This is a genomic window from Streptomyces caeni (assembly GCF_042678285.1).
Classification (GTDB): Bacteria; Actinomycetota; Actinomycetes; order Streptomycetales; family Streptomycetaceae; genus Streptomyces; species Streptomyces caeni.
Genome location: NZ_JBHUDX010000021.1, coordinates 14,816 through 36,061, shown reverse-complemented (window position 1 = coordinate 36,061; position 21,246 = coordinate 14,816). Strand labels below are relative to the sequence as shown.

At 72.3% G+C, this 21,246-nt stretch carries 17 protein-coding genes and 1 pseudogene; 7 read left to right on the top strand and 11 right to left on the bottom strand.

Features of this window, described 5'->3' with window-relative positions:
• Positions 1-313 precede the first annotated feature (313 nt).
• The 7 genes from ACFSL4_RS08550 to ACFSL4_RS08520 all read right to left on the bottom strand — a co-directional run bounded on the left by ACFSL4_RS08550 (position 314) and on the right by ACFSL4_RS08520 (position 7,369).
• Positions 314-1,093, bottom strand: a complete 780-nt coding sequence (locus ACFSL4_RS08550; protein WP_381080210.1) for an ABC transporter ATP-binding protein — start codon at positions 1,091-1,093, stop codon at positions 314-316.
• Positions 1,086-2,009 carry an ABC transporter permease gene (locus tag ACFSL4_RS08545; RefSeq protein WP_381080208.1) on the bottom strand — a complete coding sequence of 308 codons (924 nt, stop codon included), beginning with the start codon at positions 2,007-2,009 and terminating at the stop codon, positions 1,086-1,088. The genes ACFSL4_RS08550 and ACFSL4_RS08545 overlap by 8 nt, the downstream gene beginning before the upstream one ends.
• A 100-nt stretch (positions 2,010-2,109) precedes the next feature.
• Positions 2,110-3,012: a glycosyltransferase family 2 protein gene (locus ACFSL4_RS08540; protein WP_381080206.1), complete on the bottom strand. Its 903-nt coding sequence runs from the start codon at positions 3,010-3,012 to the stop codon at positions 2,110-2,112.
• Positions 3,009-3,788, bottom strand: a complete 780-nt coding sequence (locus ACFSL4_RS08535; RefSeq protein WP_381080204.1) for a CDP-alcohol phosphatidyltransferase family protein — start codon at positions 3,786-3,788, stop codon at positions 3,009-3,011. Before ACFSL4_RS08535 ends, ACFSL4_RS08540 begins: the two co-directional genes overlap by 4 nt.
• On the bottom strand, positions 3,766-4,827 hold the full coding sequence (locus ACFSL4_RS08530; protein WP_381080202.1) for an iron-containing alcohol dehydrogenase family protein: 1,062 nt from the start codon (positions 4,825-4,827) through the stop codon (positions 3,766-3,768). Before ACFSL4_RS08530 ends, ACFSL4_RS08535 begins: the two co-directional genes overlap by 23 nt.
• Complete coding sequence (locus tag ACFSL4_RS08525; protein WP_381080200.1) at positions 4,815-5,567, bottom strand: phosphocholine cytidylyltransferase family protein; 753 nt, start codon at positions 5,565-5,567, stop codon at positions 4,815-4,817. The genes ACFSL4_RS08530 and ACFSL4_RS08525 overlap by 13 nt, the downstream gene beginning before the upstream one ends.
• On the bottom strand, positions 5,564-7,369 hold the full coding sequence (locus ACFSL4_RS08520) for a DUF5941 domain-containing protein (RefSeq protein WP_381080331.1): 1,806 nt from the start codon (positions 7,367-7,369) through the stop codon (positions 5,564-5,566). Before ACFSL4_RS08520 ends, ACFSL4_RS08525 begins: the two co-directional genes overlap by 4 nt.
• A gap of 344 nt (positions 7,370-7,713) precedes the next feature.
• Between ACFSL4_RS08520 and galE the strand changes: the two genes are divergently transcribed.
• Both galE and idi read left to right on the top strand, forming a co-directional pair.
• Entirely contained in the window at positions 7,714-8,694 is a 981-nt protein-coding gene (galE, locus tag ACFSL4_RS08515; protein WP_381080197.1) for a UDP-glucose 4-epimerase GalE, read from the top strand.
• Between the two features lie 360 nt (positions 8,695-9,054).
• Complete coding sequence (idi, locus tag ACFSL4_RS08510; protein ID WP_381080195.1) at positions 9,055-9,648, top strand: isopentenyl-diphosphate Delta-isomerase; 594 nt, start codon at positions 9,055-9,057, stop codon at positions 9,646-9,648.
• Between the two features lie 36 nt (positions 9,649-9,684).
• Here the strand turns inward: idi and ACFSL4_RS08505 are convergent, their stop codons facing one another.
• Positions 9,685-10,194: an ATP-binding protein gene (locus ACFSL4_RS08505; RefSeq protein WP_381080329.1), complete on the bottom strand. Its 510-nt coding sequence runs from the start codon at positions 10,192-10,194 to the stop codon at positions 9,685-9,687.
• A 270-nt stretch (positions 10,195-10,464) separates the two neighbouring features.
• On the opposite strand from ACFSL4_RS08505, the gene ACFSL4_RS08500 reads away from it, so the two are divergent.
• The 3 genes from ACFSL4_RS08500 (at position 10,465) to ACFSL4_RS08490 (ending at position 14,878) form a co-directional block, all read left to right on the top strand.
• On the top strand, positions 10,465-11,214 hold the full coding sequence (locus ACFSL4_RS08500) for an enoyl-CoA hydratase/isomerase family protein (protein WP_381080193.1): 750 nt from the start codon (positions 10,465-10,467) through the stop codon (positions 11,212-11,214).
• A gap of 101 nt (positions 11,215-11,315) precedes the next feature.
• Positions 11,316-12,182, top strand: coding sequence for an SCO6745 family protein (locus ACFSL4_RS08495; RefSeq protein WP_381080191.1), 867 nt, complete (start codon positions 11,316-11,318; stop codon positions 12,180-12,182).
• Positions 12,183-12,505: 323 nt separating this feature from the next.
• The gene (locus ACFSL4_RS08490) at positions 12,506-14,878 is read left to right on the top strand and encodes a Tex family protein (protein WP_381080189.1); all 2,373 of its coding nucleotides are present in this window, start codon (positions 12,506-12,508) and stop codon (positions 14,876-14,878) included.
• A gap of 118 nt (positions 14,879-14,996) precedes the next feature.
• Here the strand turns inward: ACFSL4_RS08490 and ACFSL4_RS08485 are convergent, their stop codons facing one another.
• Together ACFSL4_RS08485 and ACFSL4_RS08480 are read right to left on the bottom strand one after the other, a co-directional pair.
• Positions 14,997-16,640, bottom strand: coding sequence for an ABC-F family ATP-binding cassette domain-containing protein (locus tag ACFSL4_RS08485; protein ID WP_381080187.1), 1,644 nt, complete (start codon positions 16,638-16,640; stop codon positions 14,997-14,999).
• A gap of 61 nt (positions 16,641-16,701) precedes the next feature.
• Positions 16,702-17,726: pseudogene (locus ACFSL4_RS08480) on the bottom strand (oxidoreductase).
• 66 nt (positions 17,727-17,792) lie between these two features.
• Between ACFSL4_RS08480 and ACFSL4_RS08475 the strand changes: the two are divergent.
• A complete protein-coding gene (locus tag ACFSL4_RS08475) occupies positions 17,793-18,755 on the top strand; it encodes an FAD-dependent oxidoreductase (RefSeq protein WP_381080185.1) in 963 nt (320 codons plus the stop codon).
• A gap of 336 nt (positions 18,756-19,091) precedes the next feature.
• Positions 19,092-20,585, top strand: coding sequence for a M1 family metallopeptidase (locus ACFSL4_RS08470; RefSeq protein WP_381080183.1), 1,494 nt, complete (start codon positions 19,092-19,094; stop codon positions 20,583-20,585).
• A gap of 257 nt (positions 20,586-20,842) precedes the next feature.
• On the opposite strand, the gene ACFSL4_RS08465 is transcribed toward ACFSL4_RS08470, so the two are convergent.
• Positions 20,843-21,205: a hypothetical protein gene (locus ACFSL4_RS08465; protein WP_381080181.1), complete on the bottom strand. Its 363-nt coding sequence runs from the start codon at positions 21,203-21,205 to the stop codon at positions 20,843-20,845.
• Positions 21,206-21,246 lie beyond the last annotated feature (41 nt).

The following is a 21,246-nucleotide window of genomic DNA, read 5'->3' as shown; positions in this document are numbered from 1 at the left end:
ACTTTCCGTAGCCATTGCCGTCACATCTCCCGTTCTACACCGCTAGTCCATTACATCCCATTTCGGACACGCCGCCCGGCTGCCCGCACAACGCGGCAGGTATGAGGGTGTGGGGCATTATCGCCCCACTTGCCGCGAATCAGCACCGGTACAGCTTACGTTGTACAACGCGGCACGCTTCGTCGGGGTGTCCGGCGCATCACAACAACACACCGATTGGCCTCAAGATTCCTAAGCCAAACGGGAGTTGGCGTTTCCTTTGCAGACGCCGGGCCCTGCCGGAGCGTTCGGGCGGGGCCCGGGTGAATGCCTCCTATCTGCCCGTGAACTTCTCGTACTCCCTGATGACCTCGTCGGTCGGACCGTCCATCCGCAGCTCGCCGCGCTCCAGCCACAGGACACGGTCGCACGTGTCCCTGATCGACTTGTTGCTGTGACTGACCAGAAACACCGTGCCGGCCTCCTTGCGCAGCTCCCGGATGCGCTCCTCGGACCGTGTCTGGAACTTGCGGTCGCCGGTGGCGAGGGCCTCGTCGATGAGCAGCACGTCGTGGTTCTTGGCGGCCGCGATGGAGAACCGCAGCCGCGCCGACATGCCGGAGGAGTAGGTGCGCATGGGCAGTGTGATGAAGTCGCCCTTCTCGTTGATGCCGGAGAAGTCGACGATCTCCTGGTAGCGGGCGTCGACCTCCTCGCGGGACATGCCCATCGCGAGGCCGCCCAGAATGACGTTCCGCTCGCCCGTCAGGTCGTTCATCAGCGCCGCGTTCACCCCGAGCAGGGACGGCTGGCCATCGGTGTAGACCCTGCCCCGTTCCGCGGGCAGCAGACCGGCGACGGCCCGCAGCAGCGTGGACTTGCCGGAGCCGTTCGAGCCGATGAGGCCGATGGCCTCACCGCGGTAGGCGACGAACGAGACGCCCCGGACCGCGTGCACCGAGCGCGCACCGCGCTCTTCCCCGCGCCTGAGGATGCGGCTGAGGGCGGCGGTCGCGCTTCCCTTGCCGGTCTTGGCGCCGTTGACCCGGTAGACGATGTGCAGGTCGTCGGCGATGACGGTGGGCACCCTGGTTCCGGTGTACTGCTCAGCCACGGCCGTATCGTTCCTCGGCCCGCCAGAAGTACACGAATCCGCCGGCGAGGACGACGACGGCCCAGGACAGCGCGACGGCCCAGACGTGCGGCGGGAGGTTCTCGGCGACATAGTCCTCGATGAGCGCGAAACGCATCAGGTCCATGTAGACGGCGGCGGGGTTCACCTGCAAGGCGTGGACGACCCATGCCGGGCGGCCCACCAGCATGGTGTGGATGGAGAACATCACACCGGAGGCGTACATCCAGGTCCGCAGGATGAACGGCATCAGCTGGGCGAGGTCCGGGGTCTTGGCGCCCAGGCGCGCCAGGATCAGGGCGAGGCCGGTGTTGAAGCAGAACTGCAGCGCCAGAATCGGGACGATCAGCAGCCAGGACAGGCTCGGGTAGTTGCCGAACCCCACCGCCACGACGAACAGCACGACCATCGAGAAGAGCAGCTGCTGGAGCTGCTGGAGCGCGAACGAGACGGGCAGCGAGGCGCGCGGGAAGTGCAGCGCGCGCACCAGGCCCAGATTCCCGGAGATCGCCCGCACACCGGCCATGGCCGAGTTCTGGGTGAAGGTGAAGACGAAGACCCCGGTCACCAGGAACGGGATGTACGTGCCCGTCGTCATGCCCCGTCCGGCCTTCAGGATCAGCCCGAAGATCATATAGTAAACGAACGCGTTCAGCAGTGGCGTGGCCACCTGCCACAGCTGGCCGAGCCTGGCCTGGCTGTACTGGGCCGTGAGCTTCGCCTGAGAGAAGGCCAGGATGAAGTGGCGCCGTCCCCACAGCTGGCGGACGTACTCGACGAGTCCGGGCCGGGCTCCGCTGACCGAGAGCCCGTACTTCGCGGCCAGTTCGGCGGCGGTCAGTCCGTCATCGGGCGACGGGGCGCTTACCGCGACACCGCCGTGCGTTGTATCACTCACAGGTTGGCAAACTCTCCGTGTTCGGGATGCGCGGTCTGCCCGCGCACGGGCGGGAGCCGGGTCGTGGGTCCCGCCCGCGTGGTTCCGAGTACCGAGCTTGTCAGATGACCGGAGGCCGGCCCAGTCGGGTCAGCCGCCACACCGTACGCCATTTCATGGGACGCCGGCTGCCGCACGGGGCCGTCCAGCCCTCCTTGAACCCTCCGAACCACGCCTTCAGGGCAGCCCGCGAGGGGCGGCGCAGCAGCGTGAGGAGCATCCAGACGCCCAGGTAGACGGGGACGAGGGGGGCGGGAAGGTTGCGGCGGGCCAGCCACACCCGGTTGCGGGCGACCATACGGTGGTAGACCGCGTGCCGGGAGGGGGCGGTCGTCGGGTGGTACAGCACCATGTCGGACCGGTAGTCGATCATCCAGCCCGCGTCCAGCGCCCGCCAGGCCAGGTCGGTTTCCTCATGGGCGTAGAAGAACTCGTCCGGCAACCCCCCGACCTCGGCGAAGACCGCCGCACGGACGGCGTTGGCGCCGCCGAGGAAGGTGGTGACCCGGGACGAGCGCATCGGGTCGGAGGCACGCAGCCGCGGCACATGCCGACGCTGGGTCCGGCCGGTGTCGGGGTCGGCGATGCGGAAGCTGATGATCCCGAGGTCCGGGTCGGCGGCGAAGGCCTGGCGGCACAGCTCGGCGGTGTCGGTGCGGGCGAGGAGCCCGTCGTCGTCCAGGAACAGCAGGACGTCGACGTCGTAGCCGTCGGTGCCCTTGGACCGGAAGGCTTCGATGCCGGCGTTGCGGCCGCCGGGGATGCCGAGGTTCTCGGGCAGCTCCACCGTCCGGACGGCCGGTGAGAACTCCGTGACGTCCGGGACGGGCGAACCGTTGCCGACCACGACGACCTCGACGGGGTCGCCGTCCTGCTTGGCCACCGAGTCGAGGAGGGCGCGGAGCTCGGCGGGCCGGTTGCCCATCGTGATGATGACGGCCCCGACTGTGGTGGCCCCGCTCACTTCAGCCTGCTGGACGCGAGGATGGACACGAGGTGCAGCAGCGTCTGCAGCAGGGCGATGCCGGCGAGCACCGCGACACCGAGCCGGGAGAAGAACAGGTCTCCCCGGACCGCGTCCAGGATCGCCAGCAGCAGGATCAGCAGGGACGCCTCGATCCCGAGCACGAGCCGGTGGAACTTCAGCGCACCTGCGGCCCGGCGTGCCAGCGCCAGGCCGGACGAGCGCGGCTCGGACGCCGCCTCCTTGACCGGCGGCAGTCCGCCCTGGTGGCGGGCGACGCCCACCAGGTCGGTCTCGGCCTTGATCAGGACGGCGCCGACCGCGGCGAGGGTACCGAGGAAGGCCCACAGCCAGTCGATCCGTCCCGGGCCCCAGACATCGGCGGCGCGCAGGCCGAAGCCGACGAGGACCGCGGCGTCGCACAGGTAGGCGCCGACCCGGTCGAGGTACACGCCGCCGAGGGAGAACTGCTTCTTCCAGCGGGCTATCTCGCCGTCGACGCAGTCGAGCAGCAGGTAGAGCTGGACCATCACCACGCCGAGCACGGCGCCCGCCACGCCCGGCACCAGCAGTGCCGGGGCGGCGAGGACCCCGAAGACGGTCATCAGGTAGGTCAGCTGGTTGGGCGTGACCCTGGTGTTGACCAGGTAGCGGTCCACCCGCAGCGAGATCTCCCGCATGTAGAGGCGTCCCGCCCAGTGCTCGCCGCTGCGCCGGTCCTTCACTCCCGCGGGGTGGACGACGGGACGCAGTTCAGCTACCGATGGCCTTGACATAGTCGGCGTATGTGTCCTTGATCTGGTCGGTCTTCAGGTCGAGGTGTTCGAGGATCGTGTAGCGGCCGGGCCGGGTCTGCGGGGCGAACTCCACGACCCGGACGAACTCGTCCGTCGTGAAGCCGATCTCCTCCGGCAGCACGGGCAGCCCGTGGCGGCGCAGTACCTGCGCCATGTACGCGGACTCCTCGTGGGCCCCGCGCAGGTACATCGCGAAGGCGGCGCCCAGGCCGCACTGCTCGCCGTGGGCGGCCGCACGCCGGGGGAAGAGGAGGTCGAAGGCGTGGTTGATCTCATGGCACGCGCCGGAGGACGGGCGGGAGTCGCCGGACACCGACATGGCGATGCCGCTGAGGACCAGCGCCTCGGCCAGTACCTGGAGGAAACCGTTGTCACCGACGCCGCCGGGGTGGCGCAGCACGGCCTCGCCGGCCTGGCGCGCCATCGCCGCGGCAAGGCCGTCGATCTTCTCGCCCTTGACCCGGTTGGCCAGCTCCCAGTCCGCGATCGCCGAGATGTTGGACACGGCGTCACCGATGCCCGCGCGCACGAACCGCACCGGGGCCTCGCGGACGACGTCCAGGTCGATGACGACCGCGATGGGGTTCGGCACGCCGTAGGAGCCGCGGCCGGCGTCGTTGTCGAGGGTCGCCACCGGCGAGCACAGACCGTCGTGCGCGAGGTTCGTGGGCACGGCCACCAGCGGCAGGCCGACGCGCGCCGCGGCGAACTTGGCGCAGTCGATGATCTTGCCGCCGCCCAGGCCCACGACCGCGTCGTAGTGGCCGGCCTTCATCTCGCCGGCCAGCCGGATCGCGTCGTCGAGGGTGCCGCCCCCGACCTCGTACCAGCTGGCGCCGGGCAGGGCCGGGGCGAGCCGGTCGCGCAGCCTGGCCCCGGAGCCGCCGCTGACCGCGACCGCGAGCTTGCCCGAGTGCGAGATGCGCTCGTCCTCGAGCACGGAGGCCAGGTCGTCCAGGGCACCTGGGCGGATGTCCACGACGACCGGCGAGGGGATGAGCCTCGTCAGTACCGGCACGCGATCTCCCGTCCCCGGGCCAGGTCGTCGTGGTTGTCGATCTCGACCCACGGGACGTCGCCGATCGGCGCCACGTCGATCTTGAAGCCGCGGTTGACCAGCTCCTGGTAGCCGTGCTCGTAGAACTGCTGCGGGTCGGTCTCCCAGACCGTCCGCAGCGCGTCGGCGAGGTCGGCGGCGGCGTCGCCTTCGATGAGGGTGACGCCGATGTATTCGCCGGTCGCCTCGGACGGCTCCATCAGCTTGGTGATCTTCTGGACGCCCTTGCCGGGGTCCACGACGACCTTCATCTCCTCGTCGGCGAGGTTCTTCACCGTGTCGAGGGCGAGGATGATCTTCTTGCCGTCACCGCGGGCGGCGAGCAGCGTCTTCTCGACGGAGACCGGGTGCACGGTGTCGCCGTTGGCGAGGATCACGCCCTCCTTGAGGACGTCACGGCCGCACCACAGGGAGTAGGCGTTGTTCCACTCCTCGGCCTTGTCGTTGTCGATGAGGGTGAGCTTGAGACCGTACTTCTGTTCGAGGGCCGCCTTGCGCTCGTACACGGCCTCCTTGCGGTAGCCGACGATGATCGCGGCCTCGGTCAGACCGATCTCGGCGAAGTTGCCGAGTGTGAGGTCCAGGACCGTCGGGCCGTCCTCTATGCCCGCGGGCCCCACCGGCACCAGAGCCTTGGGCAGGGTGTCGGTGTAGGGGCGCAGACGCCGTCCGGCGCCGGCCGCCAGCACGAGGCCGATCATGCGGGTTCTCCTTCGTCGTGTACGGCGGGCGCGCCGGCCCGGTGAGCGGCCACCCAGAAGCGGATGCTCTCGGCGAGCACCATCAGGGCCACGTACCCGGCCAGGGCCGTGAGCGCGACCGTGAACTGTGCTGCGGTGAGCAGCGCGGCCAGCACCGTGACCAGCAGTGTCCGGCCTTCGTGTCCCCCGGTCGCGCGCACCAGCCAGCGCGGTGGCGCCCCGGCGTCGCCGCGGATGCGGTACACCGTGTCGTAGTGATGGTAGGCGACCGCGGCCACCAGCCCGAAAGCCGCGGGAAGCGCCTTGTTCACGTCCGCTTCGGCCGCCAGTACCAGGACGGTGCCGTACTCGGCGGCGCGGAAGATCGGGGGAACCAGCCAGTCGAGGGCGCCCTTGAGGGGGCGGGCGACGGCGATGGCCGAAGCCAGGGCGTAGCCGACGGCGCACAGAACGGTCTGCCAGCCGGCGCCCCACAGCAGGGCCGAGCCGACCACGAGCACGGCGCCCGCCAGGGCGAGGTAGGACGCCGCACGGTGCGACGTCCCGCGGGCCACGCGCAGCAGCAGTTCGGCGAGCGGCCCGCTGTCCGCCAGGTCGGCCAGCGCTCGCGCCGCCCGGTCGGTCCGCCGGGCCTTGCGCGTGAGCGAGCGCAGTACGCGGCCCGCGGTCGTGTAGGTCGCCGCGAACGCGGATCCGACGAGCAGCGCGTAGAAGGTGATACGGGGAGTGGTGGCCGCGGTCAGGACGGCGATCATCGCCCAGCGCTCACCGATCGGCAGGACGATCATCCGGCGCGCCCAGACCGTCCAGCCGACGGAGTCGAGGCGGTCCGAAAGGGCCGCGGTGGGGCTGGTGTTGGCGGCCGCGTCGTGGTTCGCCTCGTTGAAGGAGAAGTCGACCACGTGCCGGCAGGTCTGCAGCACCATGGCGCCGAGCGCGAGCGCCCAGACGTCGTCTCCGCCGCGGGCCGCGCCGAGGGCGAGGCCGGCGTAGTAGGCGTACTCCTTGGCGCGGTCGAAGGTGGCGTCGAGCCAGGCGCCGAGCGTCGAGTACTGCAGGGAGTAGCGGGCGAGCTGGCCGTCGGTGCAGTCGAGGACGAAAGAGAGGATGAGGAGGATGCCCGCGGCGACGAAGCCGCCGCGGGTGCCGGTGGCCGCGCAGCCCGCCGCGATCAGGGCGGTGAGCAGTGAGGCGGTGGTGACCTGGTTGGGAGTCAGTCCGCGGCGGGCGCACCAGCGGGCGATGTAGCGCGAGTACGGGCTGATGAAGTACGTGGTGAAGAAGCCGTCGCGGGCCTTGACGGCGCTACTCAGTCGCACGGCCTCGTCGTCGACGGCCAAGACCGCCTGGCGGGCCTCGTTGCGGGCCTGGGGGTCGGCGGGGACGACGGCGACCAGCGTGCCGAGTTCGGTGCGGTGCACGGGAACGCCGTCGGCGTCGAGGGCCTCGGTGATGCGCTCGGCGAGATCGCCGGTGACGACGGTCGCGTGGCCGGCCGCCGCGGAGTTCTCGCGGGCGAGGGCCCGCGTCAGCGCCTGACGGGCTGCGGGCTGGGCGGTGACGGCGCCCGGCAGCGCCGCGGCCGGGAAGCGGGGGTCGGTGAGGCCGAGCCGCAGCGCGTGCGGATGGCCCACGAACCGGGCGTCGACGATCGCGACCCGCTGGTTCGCCGGCACGGCGGCGAGGAGTGTCTCTGCGTCACCGGCGTCGGTGGCGACCCGCACGTCGAAGCCGAGGGACCGCAGATCGCCCTCGAGCGACGATCCGGGGACCGGCTGGCCGGTGAGGATGGCGGTCGACAGACGAACTCACTCCCTGAGTCCCGACGCGCGCGGGCGCCGGTCGTGTGTGTGGTGTGGGGCGCCCGGGACAGGGGCCGGACGGCATGTCGGCAGAGGCTATCGGATAGCTGGAAGCCGGTGTTCACCACCCGTTCACGGGACGATCAACCCGGTCTGGGCGGCCACTGCCGCGATCATCATCGGGGATCGGAGGGGCACGCCACAAACCACCGGATACAGATCGGGACATTCTCGACATCGGGGCCGCCGCTGCGCTTCGGCGGAGCCCATGTCCCCGTACCTGCCGCGGCGAGGACGGACCGACGCCGACCGGTGGTCGCCGGACGGGCATAGGGTGAGGTGCCATGACATGGCTGATCACCGGCGGGGCCGGGTATATCGGGGCGCACGTGGCACGGGCGATGGCCGCCGAGGGTGAGCGCGTCCTGGTCCTCGACGACCTCTCGGCCGGGGTGCCCGGACGGCTCCCCGAAAGTGTTCCGCTGGTCCAGGGCTCCGCGCGGGACGGCGAACTGCTGAAGCGGGTCTTCGCCGAGCACGCGGTGACGGGCGTGGTGCACCTCGCCGCGCGCAAGCAGGTCGGCGAGTCCGTGGCCCAGCCGACGCGCTACTACCTGGACAATGTGGGCGGCTTGGCGACGCTGCTGGACGCGGTCGCGGGCGCCGGGATCGGGCGGTTCGTGTTCTCCTCGTCCGCGGCCGTCTACGGCAACCCCGACACGGACCTCATCACGGAGGGCACGCCCTGCGCCCCGATGAGCCCGTACGGCGAGACGAAGCTCGCGGGCGAGTGGCTGGTGCGCGCCGCGGGCCGGGCACACGGCATCGCGACCGTGTGCCTGCGTTACTTCAACGTGGCGGGCGCGGCCCGGCCGGAACTCGCGGACACGGGCGTCTTCAACGTCGTACCCATGGTCTTCGACCGGCTGACCCGCGGCGAGGCCCCGAGGATCTTCGGCGACGACTATCCGACACCGGACGGGACCTGCGTCCGCGACTACATCCATGTCGCCGACCTCGCCGACGCACACCTCGCGGCGGCCCGGCGGCTGGCAGGGGGCGCGAGGGGTGATCTGACCGTCAACATCGGCCGCGGTGAAGGTGTTTCGGTGCGCGAACTGGTCACGATCATCGGCGAGGTGACCGGTGACCGTACGCCCGCAGTCGTGGAGCCGCGCCGCCCCGGCGACGCCCCGCGCGCGGTGGCGTCGTCCGCGCTGGCGGAGCGGGAGCTGGGCTGGCACGCCCGGCACGGGGTACGCGAGATGGTGGAGTCGGCCTGGCTCGGCTGGCGGTTGCACCACCCGGAGGCGGACCTCGGCTGACCGGGGCGACCGGTCGCGGTGATCGGCGGGGAGTCGACCTGGCGCAGTCGGCGGCTGCGCCACCGGGAGGCGAACCTCGGCTGACCGCGGCGGCCGGTCGCGGTGCCGGGCGGGAACCAGAGCCGGGACCCGGACCGGGGCCGGACACGCCGGCGGTGATCATTCCCCGCCGGGCGGACGGTTCCCCTCGGGTGACACCGGGAAACGATCAGGTATCCGGCCGCTTCCGGCGTCTGTTCCGTGAGGGCCGTACGGCCCGTCCCGACGGGCGGGGCGGGGACATGCGGGAAGTCGCGAAGTGCCGGGAGTGCCGGATTCGTACGGCAGACTTGGGCTGGACAACCGATGCGAAGGATGGGTATGCCGATCACACCTGCCACCGCGACGCACCGTTCGTCGAACGGCACCGCTGACGCGATCTTGCTGGAGCTGGTCGACGAGGACGGCACCACGATCGGCACGGCGGAGAAGCTCGCCGCCCATCAGCCGCCGGGGCAGCTGCACCGGGCGTTCTCGGTATTCCTGTTCGACGACCGCGGCCGGCTGCTGCTCCAGCAGCGGGCCCTGGGCAAGTACCACTCCCCCGGCGTCTGGTCGAACACCTGCTGCGGCCACCCCTACCCGGGCGAGGCGCCGTTCGCCGCGGCGGCCCGGCGGACACACGAGGAGCTGGGGGTCTCCCCGTCGCTGCTCGCCGAGGCGGGCACGGTGCGCTACAACCACCCGGACCCGGACTCGGGTCTGGTGGAGCAGGAGTACAACCATCTCTTCGTCGGTCTGGTGCAGTCCGCCGTGCGCCCGGACCCGGAGGAGGTCGGGGCGACGGCCTTCGTGACCGCCGAGGAGCTGGCGGAGCGGCACGCGAGGGACACGTTCTCGTCGTGGTTCATGACGGTCCTGGACGCGGCGCGGCCGGCGGTCAGGGAGCTGACGGGCCCGTCCGCGGGCTGGTGACCCCGGGGTCCGTCCGGTCCACGCGGCCGGACGGACTCAGCCGATCCCCACGGGCTTGAGCGGCAGGGCGGCCCAGATCACCTTGCCGCCACTCGCCGTGTGCTCCACGTCGCACACTCCGCCCGCCTCACGGGTGATCTCGCGGACCAGGAGCAGACCGCGGCCGCCGGTGCGGCCGTGATCGGCCTCCAGGGCGCTCGGACGGTAGGGGTGGTCGTCCGCCACGGCCACCCGCACCCACTCGGGTCCGACCGCGATCTCCACCGCCAGCATCGGCGACAGCAGCGCCGCGTGCCGGACGGCGTTGGTGACCAGTTCTGAGACGATCAGCAGCAGAGCCTGCACGGTGTCGTCCGAGACGGGCACGCCCTGGCGGGCGAGCAGGTCCCGTACGGCGTGCCGGGCCTGCGGCACCGAGGCGTCCACGGCGGCGGCGGTGAACCTCCACACGCCCTCGTACGGCAGCGGTCCCGTCGGTCTGCCGCCGCCCGTCCCGTTCCCGCCGCCCGCAGGGCGCGGGCCGTACCCTCGCCCTCGGTTCTCCATCGTCCGCTCGCCGCCCTTGCGCTCGATCGTCACCACATGTCGAGTGTTGGGAATGTGCTGGTCCGTACCGGAAGACTGAACACAAGTCAGCCGGTATCGACGGCATCTGACCGTTGGCGTATGACGCCGTCAGTTGTGTGACCACTCCGTACCGCCGTTGCGCCGACTTCGGAACTCTTCGGGTTGTACGGGTTTGCCCCTGGCTCTCCCCGCCCGTCCCCCCGCCCCTTCTTGATCGGGAGTGCGGGGGGTGCGGATACCATCCGGCCCATGGATCCGCAGCTGCTGCACAGCGTCACCGACGGGGTCGCGACCGTCGTCATCCACCACCCGGCCAGGCGCAACGCCATGACGGCCGGCATGTGGCGGGCGCTGCCACCGCTGCTCGCGGACCTGGCCGCCGAGCCTGCGGTCCGGGCGCTGGTGCTCACCGGGGAGGGCGGAACGTTCTGCGCGGGCGCCGACATCTCCACGCTGCGGAAGTCACCGGATACGGCCCAGGCCCTGGCCGTGGAGGCCGAGGAGGCGCTGGCCGCCTTCCCGAAGCCGACGCTGGCGGCGATCCGCGGTCACTGCGTGGGCGGCGGGTCGCAGCTCGCCGCGGCCTGTGACCTCCGGTTCGCCGAGGAGGGCGCGCTGTTCGGGGTGACGCCGGCCAAGCTGGGCATCGTCTACCCCGCCTCCGCCACCCGCCGGCTGGTGGCCCTGGCGGGTCCCGGCACGACCAAGTACCTGCTGTTCTCGGGAGAGTTGATCGACGCGGAGCGGGCGCTGCGGACGGGTCTGGTCGACGAGGTGCTGCCGGAGGGGGAACTGGGCAAGCGTGTGGCGGACTTCACTCGCGTACTGGTCGCCCGCTCGCAGTTGACACAAGCCGCCGCCAAGGAGTTCACGAACGGCCGGACCGACCGGGACGCGTACTGGGCCGAGCAGGCGCGCGGCAGCGGCGACACCGCGGAGGGCGTCGCCGCTTTCCTGGAGCGCAGGACCCCGCGGTTCACCTGGTCCGCGCCGGGATGAGGCGGCGCCCGGCGCGGGACTCCTCGACGAGGTGAGCGGACGCCGTGCCATCGGGCGCCCCTCCGTTCCCAACGTACCAACCAGTCGGTAATCTGCCGGGCATGACCTCTCCTCTGCCCGAGCGCGCCGGCCGGCGCTGCCACAACGTGATCAATCCGCTGCACTCGACGCACTACTTCTCCCCGGACCTGAAACGGGAACTGACCGCCGTGGGCGTCACCGACCAGCGGGCCGCCTACTTCGCGGTGCGGGCAGCCGCCCTGGGCCCGGTGGGCGCGGGCGTCGTGACGGCGACGTTCTCCAACTTCCGGCCCGGACTGGTGGCGCGGCACGTCCCCGCCGTGTGGGAGACGGCCTCCCCCGAGGTGGTGCTGGCGGCACGCCTGCGCGCCGTCGACGCGACGCTGCGGAGGCTGCTCGGCGAGGAGGCCGTCGCCTCCAAGGAGATGGCCGAGGCGGCCGAACTCGCGCTGCGCGCGGCCGAGGCGTGTACTCCGCACGCGCGCCCCCTGTACGCCGCCCACGCCGATCTGCCCGTGCCCGACGAGCCGCACCTGGCGTTCTGGCACGCGGCCACCCTGCTGCGCGAGCACCGCGGCGACGGCCATCTCGCGGTGCTGCTGCACGCGGAGCTCGACCCGCTGGAGGCGCTGGCGAGCCACACCGCGACCGGCAAGGGCATAGCCCCGAAGTGGGCCCTGGCCACCCGCGGCTGGAGCAGTGAGGACTGGGACGCGGCGACCGCACGGCTGCGCGAGCGGGGCCTGCTCGACGCGGAGGGCGAGCTGACCGAGAAGGGTGCCGCGCTGCGCGCGCGGATCGAGGAGGAGACGGACCTCCTCGACCGGGCCCCGTACGAGCATCTCGGCGCCGCGGGCGTCGAGCGGCTCACGGCACTGGCGGGCGAGCTTCTGACCAGGGCGCTCGCGGCCGGCGCCTTCCCCGAGGGCCTGATCGGGAAGAGCTGAGGCAACCGGACGTCGTCCCGGCAGCGCGCCGGGGGGACGAAGGCAGAGACCCGTGTTCCGTGCGATCGCAGACGTACGGCGCCAGATCGGCGGCGCCTGTCGCCGCGGTCGTGACCCTGCCATGCCGGGCCGTCGCCCGGCTGCTGGGCGGGGCTTCGGCCCCGACACGGCGTGGCGCCCGCCCGGTCTGAGGGGCCCGTCCCACACGGCCGCGGGGTTCCGCGACCGCCCCGTGTCGCCCCGACACCCGCCCTGCCCCCCGGTTGTCGGTGCCACCTGCCACAATTGCCGCGCAACCTCAGTGGAGAAGGCGGTACGGGATCGTGACGACACCCCTCGTAGGGTCCATCGAAGGCAGGATCGCCGAGGAGCTCGGCGTACGGGAGCGGCAGGTGAGGGCCGCGGTCGAACTGCTCGACGGCGGTTCGACGGTGCCCTTCATCGCCCGCTACCGCAAGGAAGCGACCGAGATGCTCGACGACGCGCAGCTGCGCACGATCGAGGAGCGGCTGCGCTATCTGCGGGAGCTGGAGGAGCGGCGCACGGCGATCCTGGAGTCGGTGCGCGAGCAGGGCAAGCTGACCGAGGAGCTTCAGGCGCAGATCCGGGGCGCCGAGACCAAGGCGCGCCTGGAGGACATCTACCTGCCGTTCAAGCCGAAGCGGCGCACGAAGGCGCAGATCGCGCGCGAGGCCGGTCTTCAGCCGCTGGCCGAGGGCCTGCTCGGCGACCCCACGGTGGAACCTCTCGCCGCGGCCGCCGCCTTCGTCGACCCGGACAAGGGGGTGGCCGATCCGCAGGCCGCGCTCGACGGCGCCCGGGCGATCCTGACGGAGCGGTTCTCCGAGGACGCCGACCTCATCGGCGAGCTGCGCGAGCGGATGTGGGTGCGCGGGCGTCTCGCCGCCAAGGTGCGGGAGGGCAAGGAGGAGGCGGGCGCGAAGTTCGCCGACTACTTCGACTTCGCCGAGCCGTTCACCGAGCTGCCCTCGCACCGGATCCTCGCCATGCTGCGCGGCGAGAAGGAGGAGGTGCTCGACCTGGTCCTGGAGCCGGAGGAGCCCACGGACGGCCCGTCGTCGTACGAGGGGACAGTGGCGCACCGCTTCGGGATCGCCGACCGCGGCCGCCCCGCGGACAAGTGGCTGGCGGACACCGTCCGCTGGGCCTGGCGCACCCGCATCCTCGTGCACCTCGGCATCGACCTGCGGCTGCGTCTGCGGACGGCCGCCGAGGACGAGGCGGTGGCGGTGTTCGCGGCGAACCTGCGGGACCTGCTGCTCGCCGCCCCGGCCGGCACCCGCGCGACGCTGGGCCTGGACCCCGGTTTCCGCACAGGCGTGAAGGTGGCCGTGGTGGACGCGACCGGCAAGGTGGTGGCCACGGACGTCATCTACCCGCACGTGCCGGCCAACAAGTGGGACGAGGCGATCGCCAAGCTGGCGCGCCTCGCCCGGGAGCACGCGGTCGAGCTGGTCGCGATCGGCAACGGCACGGCGTCCCGCGAGACCGACAAGCTCGCCGGTGAACTCATCGCGAGGCATCCGGAGCTGAAGCTCACCAAGGTGATGGTCTCGGAGGCGGGTGCGTCGGTGTACTCGGCGTCGGCGTTCGCCTCGCAGGAGCTGCCCGACATGGACGTGTCGCTGCGCGGCGCGGTGTCCATCGCCCGCCGCCTCCAGGACCCGCTCGCCGAGCTGGTGAAGATCGACCCGAAGTCCATCGGCGTCGGCCAGTACCAGCACGACCTGTCCGAGGTGAAGCTGTCGCGCTCGCTGGACGCGGTGGTCGAGGACTGTGTGAACGGCGTGGGTGTGGACGTCAACACGGCGTCGGCCCCGCTCCTCGCCCGGGTCTCCGGCATCTCCTCGGGACTCGCGGAGAACATCGTGGCGCACCGTGACGCCAACGGCCCGTTCACGTCCCGCGCGGAGCTGAAGAACGTGGCACGACTCGGGCCGAAGGCGTACGAGCAGTGTGCGGGCTTCCTGCGGATCCGGGGCGGCGACGATCCGCTGGACGCGTCCAGCGTGCACCCGGAGGCATACCCGGTGGTCCGGCGCATGGTGAAGACCACGGGCCAGGAGGTGGCCTCCCTCATCGGCAACACGTCGGTGCTGCGCTCCCTGCGGCCGGCCGACTTCGTGGACGAGACGTTCGGTCTGCCGACGGTGACCGACATCCTGAAGGAGCTGGAGAAGCCTGGGCGCGACCCCCGCCCCGCGTTCAGGACCGCGACCTTCAAGGAGGGTGTCGAGAAGATCTCCGACCTGTCGTCCGGGATGATCCTGGAGGGCGTCGTCACGAACGTCGCCGCCTTCGGGGCGTTCGTGGACGTCGGTGTCCACCAGGACGGCCTGGTGCATGTGTCCGCGATGTCGAAGACGTTCGTCAAGGACCCGCGGGACGTGGTGAAGCCGGGTGACATCGTCAAGGTGAAGGTGCTGGACGTCGACATTCCGCGCAAGCGGATCTCGCTGACGCTGCGGCTGGACGACGAGGCCGCCGCACAGGGCCAGCGCGGTGGACGGCCGCCCCAGCAGCGGCAGGGTCAGGGACAGCGGCAGGGTCAGGGACAGCGGCAGGGGCGCGGCGGTGGCCGCGGCTCGCGTCAGGCGCCCCCGCCGACCAACAGCGCGATGGCCGACGCGCTGCGCCGCGCGGGTCTGCTCGGCCAGAAGCCCGGCCGCCGCTGAGGCAACCGCGGTCCGGGTCCGGCGGCACGCTGCGGCCGGGCCCGGGTCCGGCCGCAGCGTGCCGCCGGGGAAGCCGGGCCGGGCACCCGCTCACCCCTGCCCGCTCCCCCGCGCCCGGTCACCCGGCTTCGCTCACCTTGCCGTCGGCCACCTCCAGCCGGCGGCTCACCCGTACCGCGTCCAGCATCCGGCGGTCGTGGGTGACCAGGAGCAGCGTGCCCTCGTAGGAGTCCAGGGCCGACTCCAGCTGTTCGATGGCCGGAAGGTCGAGGTGGTTGGTCGGCTCGTCCAGGACCAGGAGGTTCACGCCCCTGCCCTGCAGCAGCGCCAGGGCGGCCCTCGTCCGTTCGCCGGGCGAGAGGGTCGCCGCCGGGCGCAGGACGTGGTCCGTCTTCAGGCCGAACTTGGCGAGCAGCGTGCGCACGTCGACCGGCTCCGTGTCGGGGACCGCCGCGCGGAACGCGTCCAGCAGGGGCTCCGGGCCGTGGAACAGCCCACGCGCCTGGTCCACCTCGCCGGCCAGGACGCCCGAGCCGAGGGCGGCGTGGCCCGCGTCCAGCGGGACACGGCCCAGCAGCGCGCCGAGCAGGGTCGACTTGCCGACTCCGTTCGCGCCCGTCACCGCGACCCGGTCCGCCCAGTCGATCTGCAGCGTCACCGGCCCGAACGTGAAGCCGCCGCGCCGCACCTCGGCGTCCCGCAGACTCGCGACGACCGCACCCGAGCGGGGGGCGGCCGCGATCTCCATGCGCAGTTCCCACTCCTTGCGGGGTTCCTCGACGACCTCCAGTCGCTCGATCATGCGCTGGGTCTGCCGGGCCTTCGCGGCCTGCTTCTCGCTGGCCTCGCTGCGGAACTTGCGGCCGATCTTGTCGTTGTCACTGCCCGCCTTGCGCCGCGCGTTCCGCACGCCCTTGTCCATCCAGGCCCGCTGCGTCCGGGCCCGCTCCTGGAGGGCGGCCTTCTTGTCGGCGTACTCCTCGTAGTCTTCGCGGGCGTGCCGACGGGACCTCTCGCGCTCCTCCAGGTAGGCCGCGTATCCGCCGCCGTAGAGGTTGATCTGCCGCTGCGCCAGGTCGAGTTCGAGGACCTTGGTGACCGTGCGGGTGAGGAACTCGCGGTCATGGCTGACGACGACCGTCCCGGTCCGCAGTCCGCCGACGAAGCGCTCCAGCCGTTCCAGCCCGCCCAGGTCCAGGTCGTTGGTCGGCTCGTCGAGCAGGAAGACGTCGTAGCGGGACAGCAGCAGCGAGGCCAGTCCTGCGCGGGCCGCCTGACCGCCGGACAGGGATGTCATCGGCTGGTCCAGGCCGACGGTCAGACCGAGCGAGCCGACGACGTCCTCGGCGCGCTCGTCCAGGTCGGCGCCGCCGAGACCGAGCCAGCGCTCCAGGCTCAGCGCGTACGCGTCGTCGGCACCCGGTCTCCCGTCGACGAGCCCCTGCGTGGCCTCGTCCAACACGCGCTGGGCCTGCGCCACGCCCGTGCGGCGCGCCAGGAACTCCCGCACCGTCTCGCCCGGCCGCCGTTCCGGCTCCTGCGGCAGGTGCCCGACCGTCGCGGTGGGCGGGGACAGCAGCAGCTCCCCCTGCTCCGGGGCGAGCAGCCCGGCGAGGATCCGCAGCAGGGTGGACTTGCCGGCTCCATTGGCACCGACGAGCCCGATCACGTCACCGGGCGCGACGACGAGGTCGAGCCCGGAGAAGAGCGAGCGGTCGCCGTGCCCGGCGGCGAGGTTCTTGGCGACGAGGGTGGCAGTCATCAGACGCCGATCCTAACGAGCGCGTCGCGGGGCCGGCGGACGGGACGGGCCCGCCGGGTGCTCAGCCCGCCACCGCGGCCACCAGCACGCTCCCCGAGGTCCTGACCACCACGAAGGAGGCCCCTTTCGCCGTCCCGGGACCGAGGACGACTCGATGGCGGCCCGGCCCCGGCACCGCGTCGAGGACCTCCTGGGCGTGGACGCCGTGCAGGCGGCCTTGACGGTAGGTGGTGACGCGGCCCCGGCATGTGGAGGTGACCTCGACGTCCGCCTGACCGCCGGCGGCGGCGGCGGTCAGGCGGGTGAGGCGGTGCTGCTGCCCGGGGCTGCCGTCCGGGGCGTGCTCGATCCGGGCGACCAGGAGCGGAACGATCGGCGCGAGCCCGCCGGCATACGCCACGTCGACGCAGGCGTCCGCGCAGCCCCACCGTACTGCGGCACGTTCCCGCTCGCCGGCCACCCGGCCGAAGACCAGCGCGCCGTGGCCGCGCAGTTCGCCGGCGGGCACGTCCGTGGCGTCCTGCGCGATCTCCGCCCCGATGCCGATGGTGCGCAGTGCGGCGGCGAGCCGGGCGAGGACGGCGACGCGCGCGCCGAGCAGCAGGATCCGGCGCCGCCGGGCCGAACCGCCGTCGAGCAGTGCGTCGAGGGCGCGGCGGTACTCCTCACCCCGGAAGCGGAACGGCCTCGTTCCGTCGTAGCCGTTGAGCTCCAGGTCCTCCCGCTGGCCGGTCTGCCGGGCGAAGTCCCGCCACACGACATCGTCGCCGTCCCGCTGGACGACCGCGGTGACGGCCCCGCAAGCCGGGTCCTGGCACTCCGGGCAGCCGTGGATGACGCAGCGGCCGCCCGCCGGCGGGGCGTCGGCCTCCAGCAGGAGTCCGCGCACCTGCGCGGTGAAGATCCCGGGGGCATGTCGGAGGCGAGCGGGGACACCGCGTCCGGGGCGGAGAGCCGGAACAGCGGCGAGCGCCCGTCGACGACGAAGTCCACGAAGTCCCGGTGCAGCCGGACGTCACCGTCGGTGAGGAGACCGCCGGCACGCATCGCCGGTGCCAGGCCGAAGGTCGCGTACGCGTCAGACATCCCGTGAGTATCCCCACACCGACAGTGATATGAGCACGGCAGCCCGCATTCCGCTACCGTCCCCGCGTGGAGAGAGATCAGAGCGGTGATGTGATCGTGGTGGGCGGCGGCGTCATCGGGCTGACGACGGCGATCGTCCTGGCGGAGAGCGGCCGGCGCGTGCGGGTGTGGACGCGTGAGCCCGCCGAGCGGACGACCTCGGCGGTCGCGGGCGCGGTGTGGTGGCCCTACCGGATCGAACCGGAGTCCCTGGTGGGTGCATGGGCCCTGGACTCCCTCGTCGTGTACGGGGAACTGGCGCTGCGGCCCGAGGAGACGGGCGTACGCATGGTCGAGGGCGTACACGGGGAGACGCGGCTGGACGGCCTCGGGCCGTGGGCCTCGGGCGTCGAGGGACTCAGGCCGTCGACGGACGCCGAGTACGCCGGGACCGGTCTGTGGGCCCGACTGCCCCTCATCGACATGGGCAGGCATCTGCCGTGGCTGCGCGAGCGGCTGCTGCGGGCCGGCGGGCGGGTCGAGGAGCGGGCCGTCGCGAACCTGGCGGAACCGGCAGCGGAGGCGCCCGTTGTGGTCAACTGCACGGGCCTGGGCGCCCGCGAACTGGTACCGGACCCGCGGCTGCGCCCGGTGCGCGGCCAGCTCGTCGTGGTGGAGAACCCCGGGATCACCACCTGGCTGACGTCGGTGGACCACACGGCCGACGTGAGCACGTACTTCTTCCCGCAGCCCGACGGGCTCATCCTGGGCGGCACCGCCGAGGAGGACGCCTGGTCCCTGACGCCCGATCCGCGGACGGCAGCGGAGATCGTGGCGCGGTGCGCCGCGGTGCGGCCGGAGATAGCCGGCGCCCGGGTCCTGGATCACCGGGTGGGGCTGCGGCCGGCCCGGGACGCCGTCCGGCTGGAGCGGGAACCGCTGGCCGGCGGCGGAGTGCTGGTGCACAACTACGGACACGGCGGCGCGGGCGTCACGGTGGCCTGGGGCTGCGCGCGCGAGGCGGCGGGGCTGGCACGCCCGGGCGCCTGAGCGGCACCCGCCTCGGGGAACCCGGCGGACGGTGTGCCGGGTCCCACCGTCGCGGCGGGTGGTCCCCGGTCCGGTGGAGGCGGGCCCTGCGGTGGCGCGGGCGAACGCGGCGGCCCCTCCGGCGAACGGCACCCGGGCCGGCGGTCAGGTGGGGGTGCCCGGCGGAGATGCCGCCGTCGGTCCGGGTGGCCCCGGCCACGCCGGGCACCGCCGGACGGCCGCTCCCGTGACGGCCGGATGGCGATCGTGGGACGGCGGTGGCCATGGACACGCCGGGGGTCACCGGGTCTGAATGGGCTCCGAACGGACCTCGTGCTCCTACGACTTGGAGTTCTCGTGCATCGCAGACTCATCGCCCCGGGCGCGCTCGCGGCGGCTTCCCTGCTGCTGGCGGTCCCGGCATCGGCCGCCGCCTACCAGCCCGGCGCTCCGGGTATCGGCGATCCCTACTACCCGTACTACGGCAACGGCGGATACGACGTCTCGCACTACGACCTGCGGCTGAAGTACCAGCCGCGGACGGACGAACTGGAAGGCACGGCAACCGTCCTGGCCACCACCACGCAGGATCTGTCCCGCTTCGACCTGGACTTCCTGCTGGACGTCAGCGAGGTGCGGGTGAACGGCGCGAAGGCGGCCTTCGCCACGTCCGGCCAGCACGAACTGGAGATCACCCCCGCCGCCCCGCTGCGGAAGGGCACGCCGGTCACCGTCGTGGTCCGCTACCGGGGGGTTCCCTCCACGAAGAGCGCATACGGCTTCACCACCTGGCACCGCACCCCGGACGGCGCGGTCGCGGCGGACGAGCCCGAGGCTGCCTGGTGGTGGTTCCCGAGCAACGACCACCCGAGCGACAAGGCGACCTACGACGTGTCGGTGACCGTGCCGGACGGCACCCAGGCGATCTCCAACGGCACACTGCAGTCCACGAGTTCCAGGCTCGGCTGGACCCGCTACACCTGGCGGTCCCGCGCACCGCAGGCGACGTATCTCGCCACGCTCGCGATCGGGAGGTTCGACGTCACGACCGGTAGGTCGGAGGGCGGCGTGCCGGTCGTCAACGCCTACAGCAGGAACCTCGGCGACAACGACGGGGCCGCGCGGGCGAGCGTGGAGCGGACCGGGGAACTCGTCGACTGGCTGACCGGATACTTCGGGCCGTACCCCTTCGACTCGGTCGGCGGGTACGTGCCCGACACCACCACCGGGTACGCCCTGGAGACCCAGACCCGCGTCTACTACAGCCCGAGGCAGTTCGCGAACGGCTCCAACACGTCCGTCGTCGTGCACGAGCTGGCACACCAGTGGTACGGCGACGACGTGTCACTCAAGGGATGGAGGGACATCTGGATCAACGAGGGCTTCGCCCGCTACGCGCAATGGCTGTGGTCCGAGCACGAGGGCGAGGGCACCACGCAGGAACTGGCCGACTACGTGTACGCCTCGCACCCGGCGGACGATCCGTTCTGGACGGTCGCGCCGGGTGACCCGGGACCCGACAACCAGTTCGACATCGCGGTCTACGACCGGGGTGCGCTCGCCGTCCAGGCCCTGCGCAACGAGGTCGGCGACGATGCGTTCTTCGCCATCCTGAAGGGCTGGCCCAAGGAGCACGCGTACGGCAACGCCTCGGTCGCGGACTTCCGGGCGTACGCCGAGAAGGTGTCCGGGAAGCCGCTGGACGCGCTCTTCGACACCTGGCTGTTCCAGCCGTCCAAGCCCGCCGTGTCCGCGGCCCGTACCGTGTCCCTCGCAAGGACGTCGGCCACCGTGCCACAGCCGAAGTCCTGGAAGGAGATCGCGGCGACGAACGGCGTGCACGGGGGCTGACCCCTCCGGGACGGGGCGGCCCGGGGCGGGCTTGCGCGCCGCAGCGCGTTAGGGTCCCGGTCGCTGCCGCCCGGGCGAGCAGGTCCTCGCGGCCGGTCGCGGCCGTCCCCGTGGACGGCACCGTGCAGGCGTACGCCGCGGCCCCCGCGCCGTAAAGGGCGCAGCGCAGCGGTGGCTCACCGCGCAGGCGGCCGGAGAGAGACCGGCGGCGAGGGCGTCGCCCGCCCCATGGGAGCCCACCACCGGGGCGGGCGGCGTCACGGGCAGCGCACGGGCCAGCCCACCGCCGGCCAGAAGGCACGCACCCGGCGTCGGCCGTGGCGACGACCGTCCGGGCCCGGCCCCGCCCAGCGGTGCGGCGCATGGTGCGCGCCGGGCCGGCCGGCGGCACCGGCGCGGACAGAAGACGACGCACCGATCTCACACAGCTCGGACAGCGCGTGCGCGTACGGGCGGGTGATGGCGACGTGGACGTGGTGGCTCGCGCCGCCCGGCGCCCGGACCGCCGGCTCGGGCGGCGGGTCCGTCTCGTGGGAGCGGGTCGCGTCGTGGAGGGACAGCCGTCTGCCGTCCTGGTCGACGAGGTCCACGGCCCGCCTGGTGCCGGCGGGCTGCGGCACCGCGGTGAACGGGATGCCGCGGTCGGGGTGCAGCGCGCGGG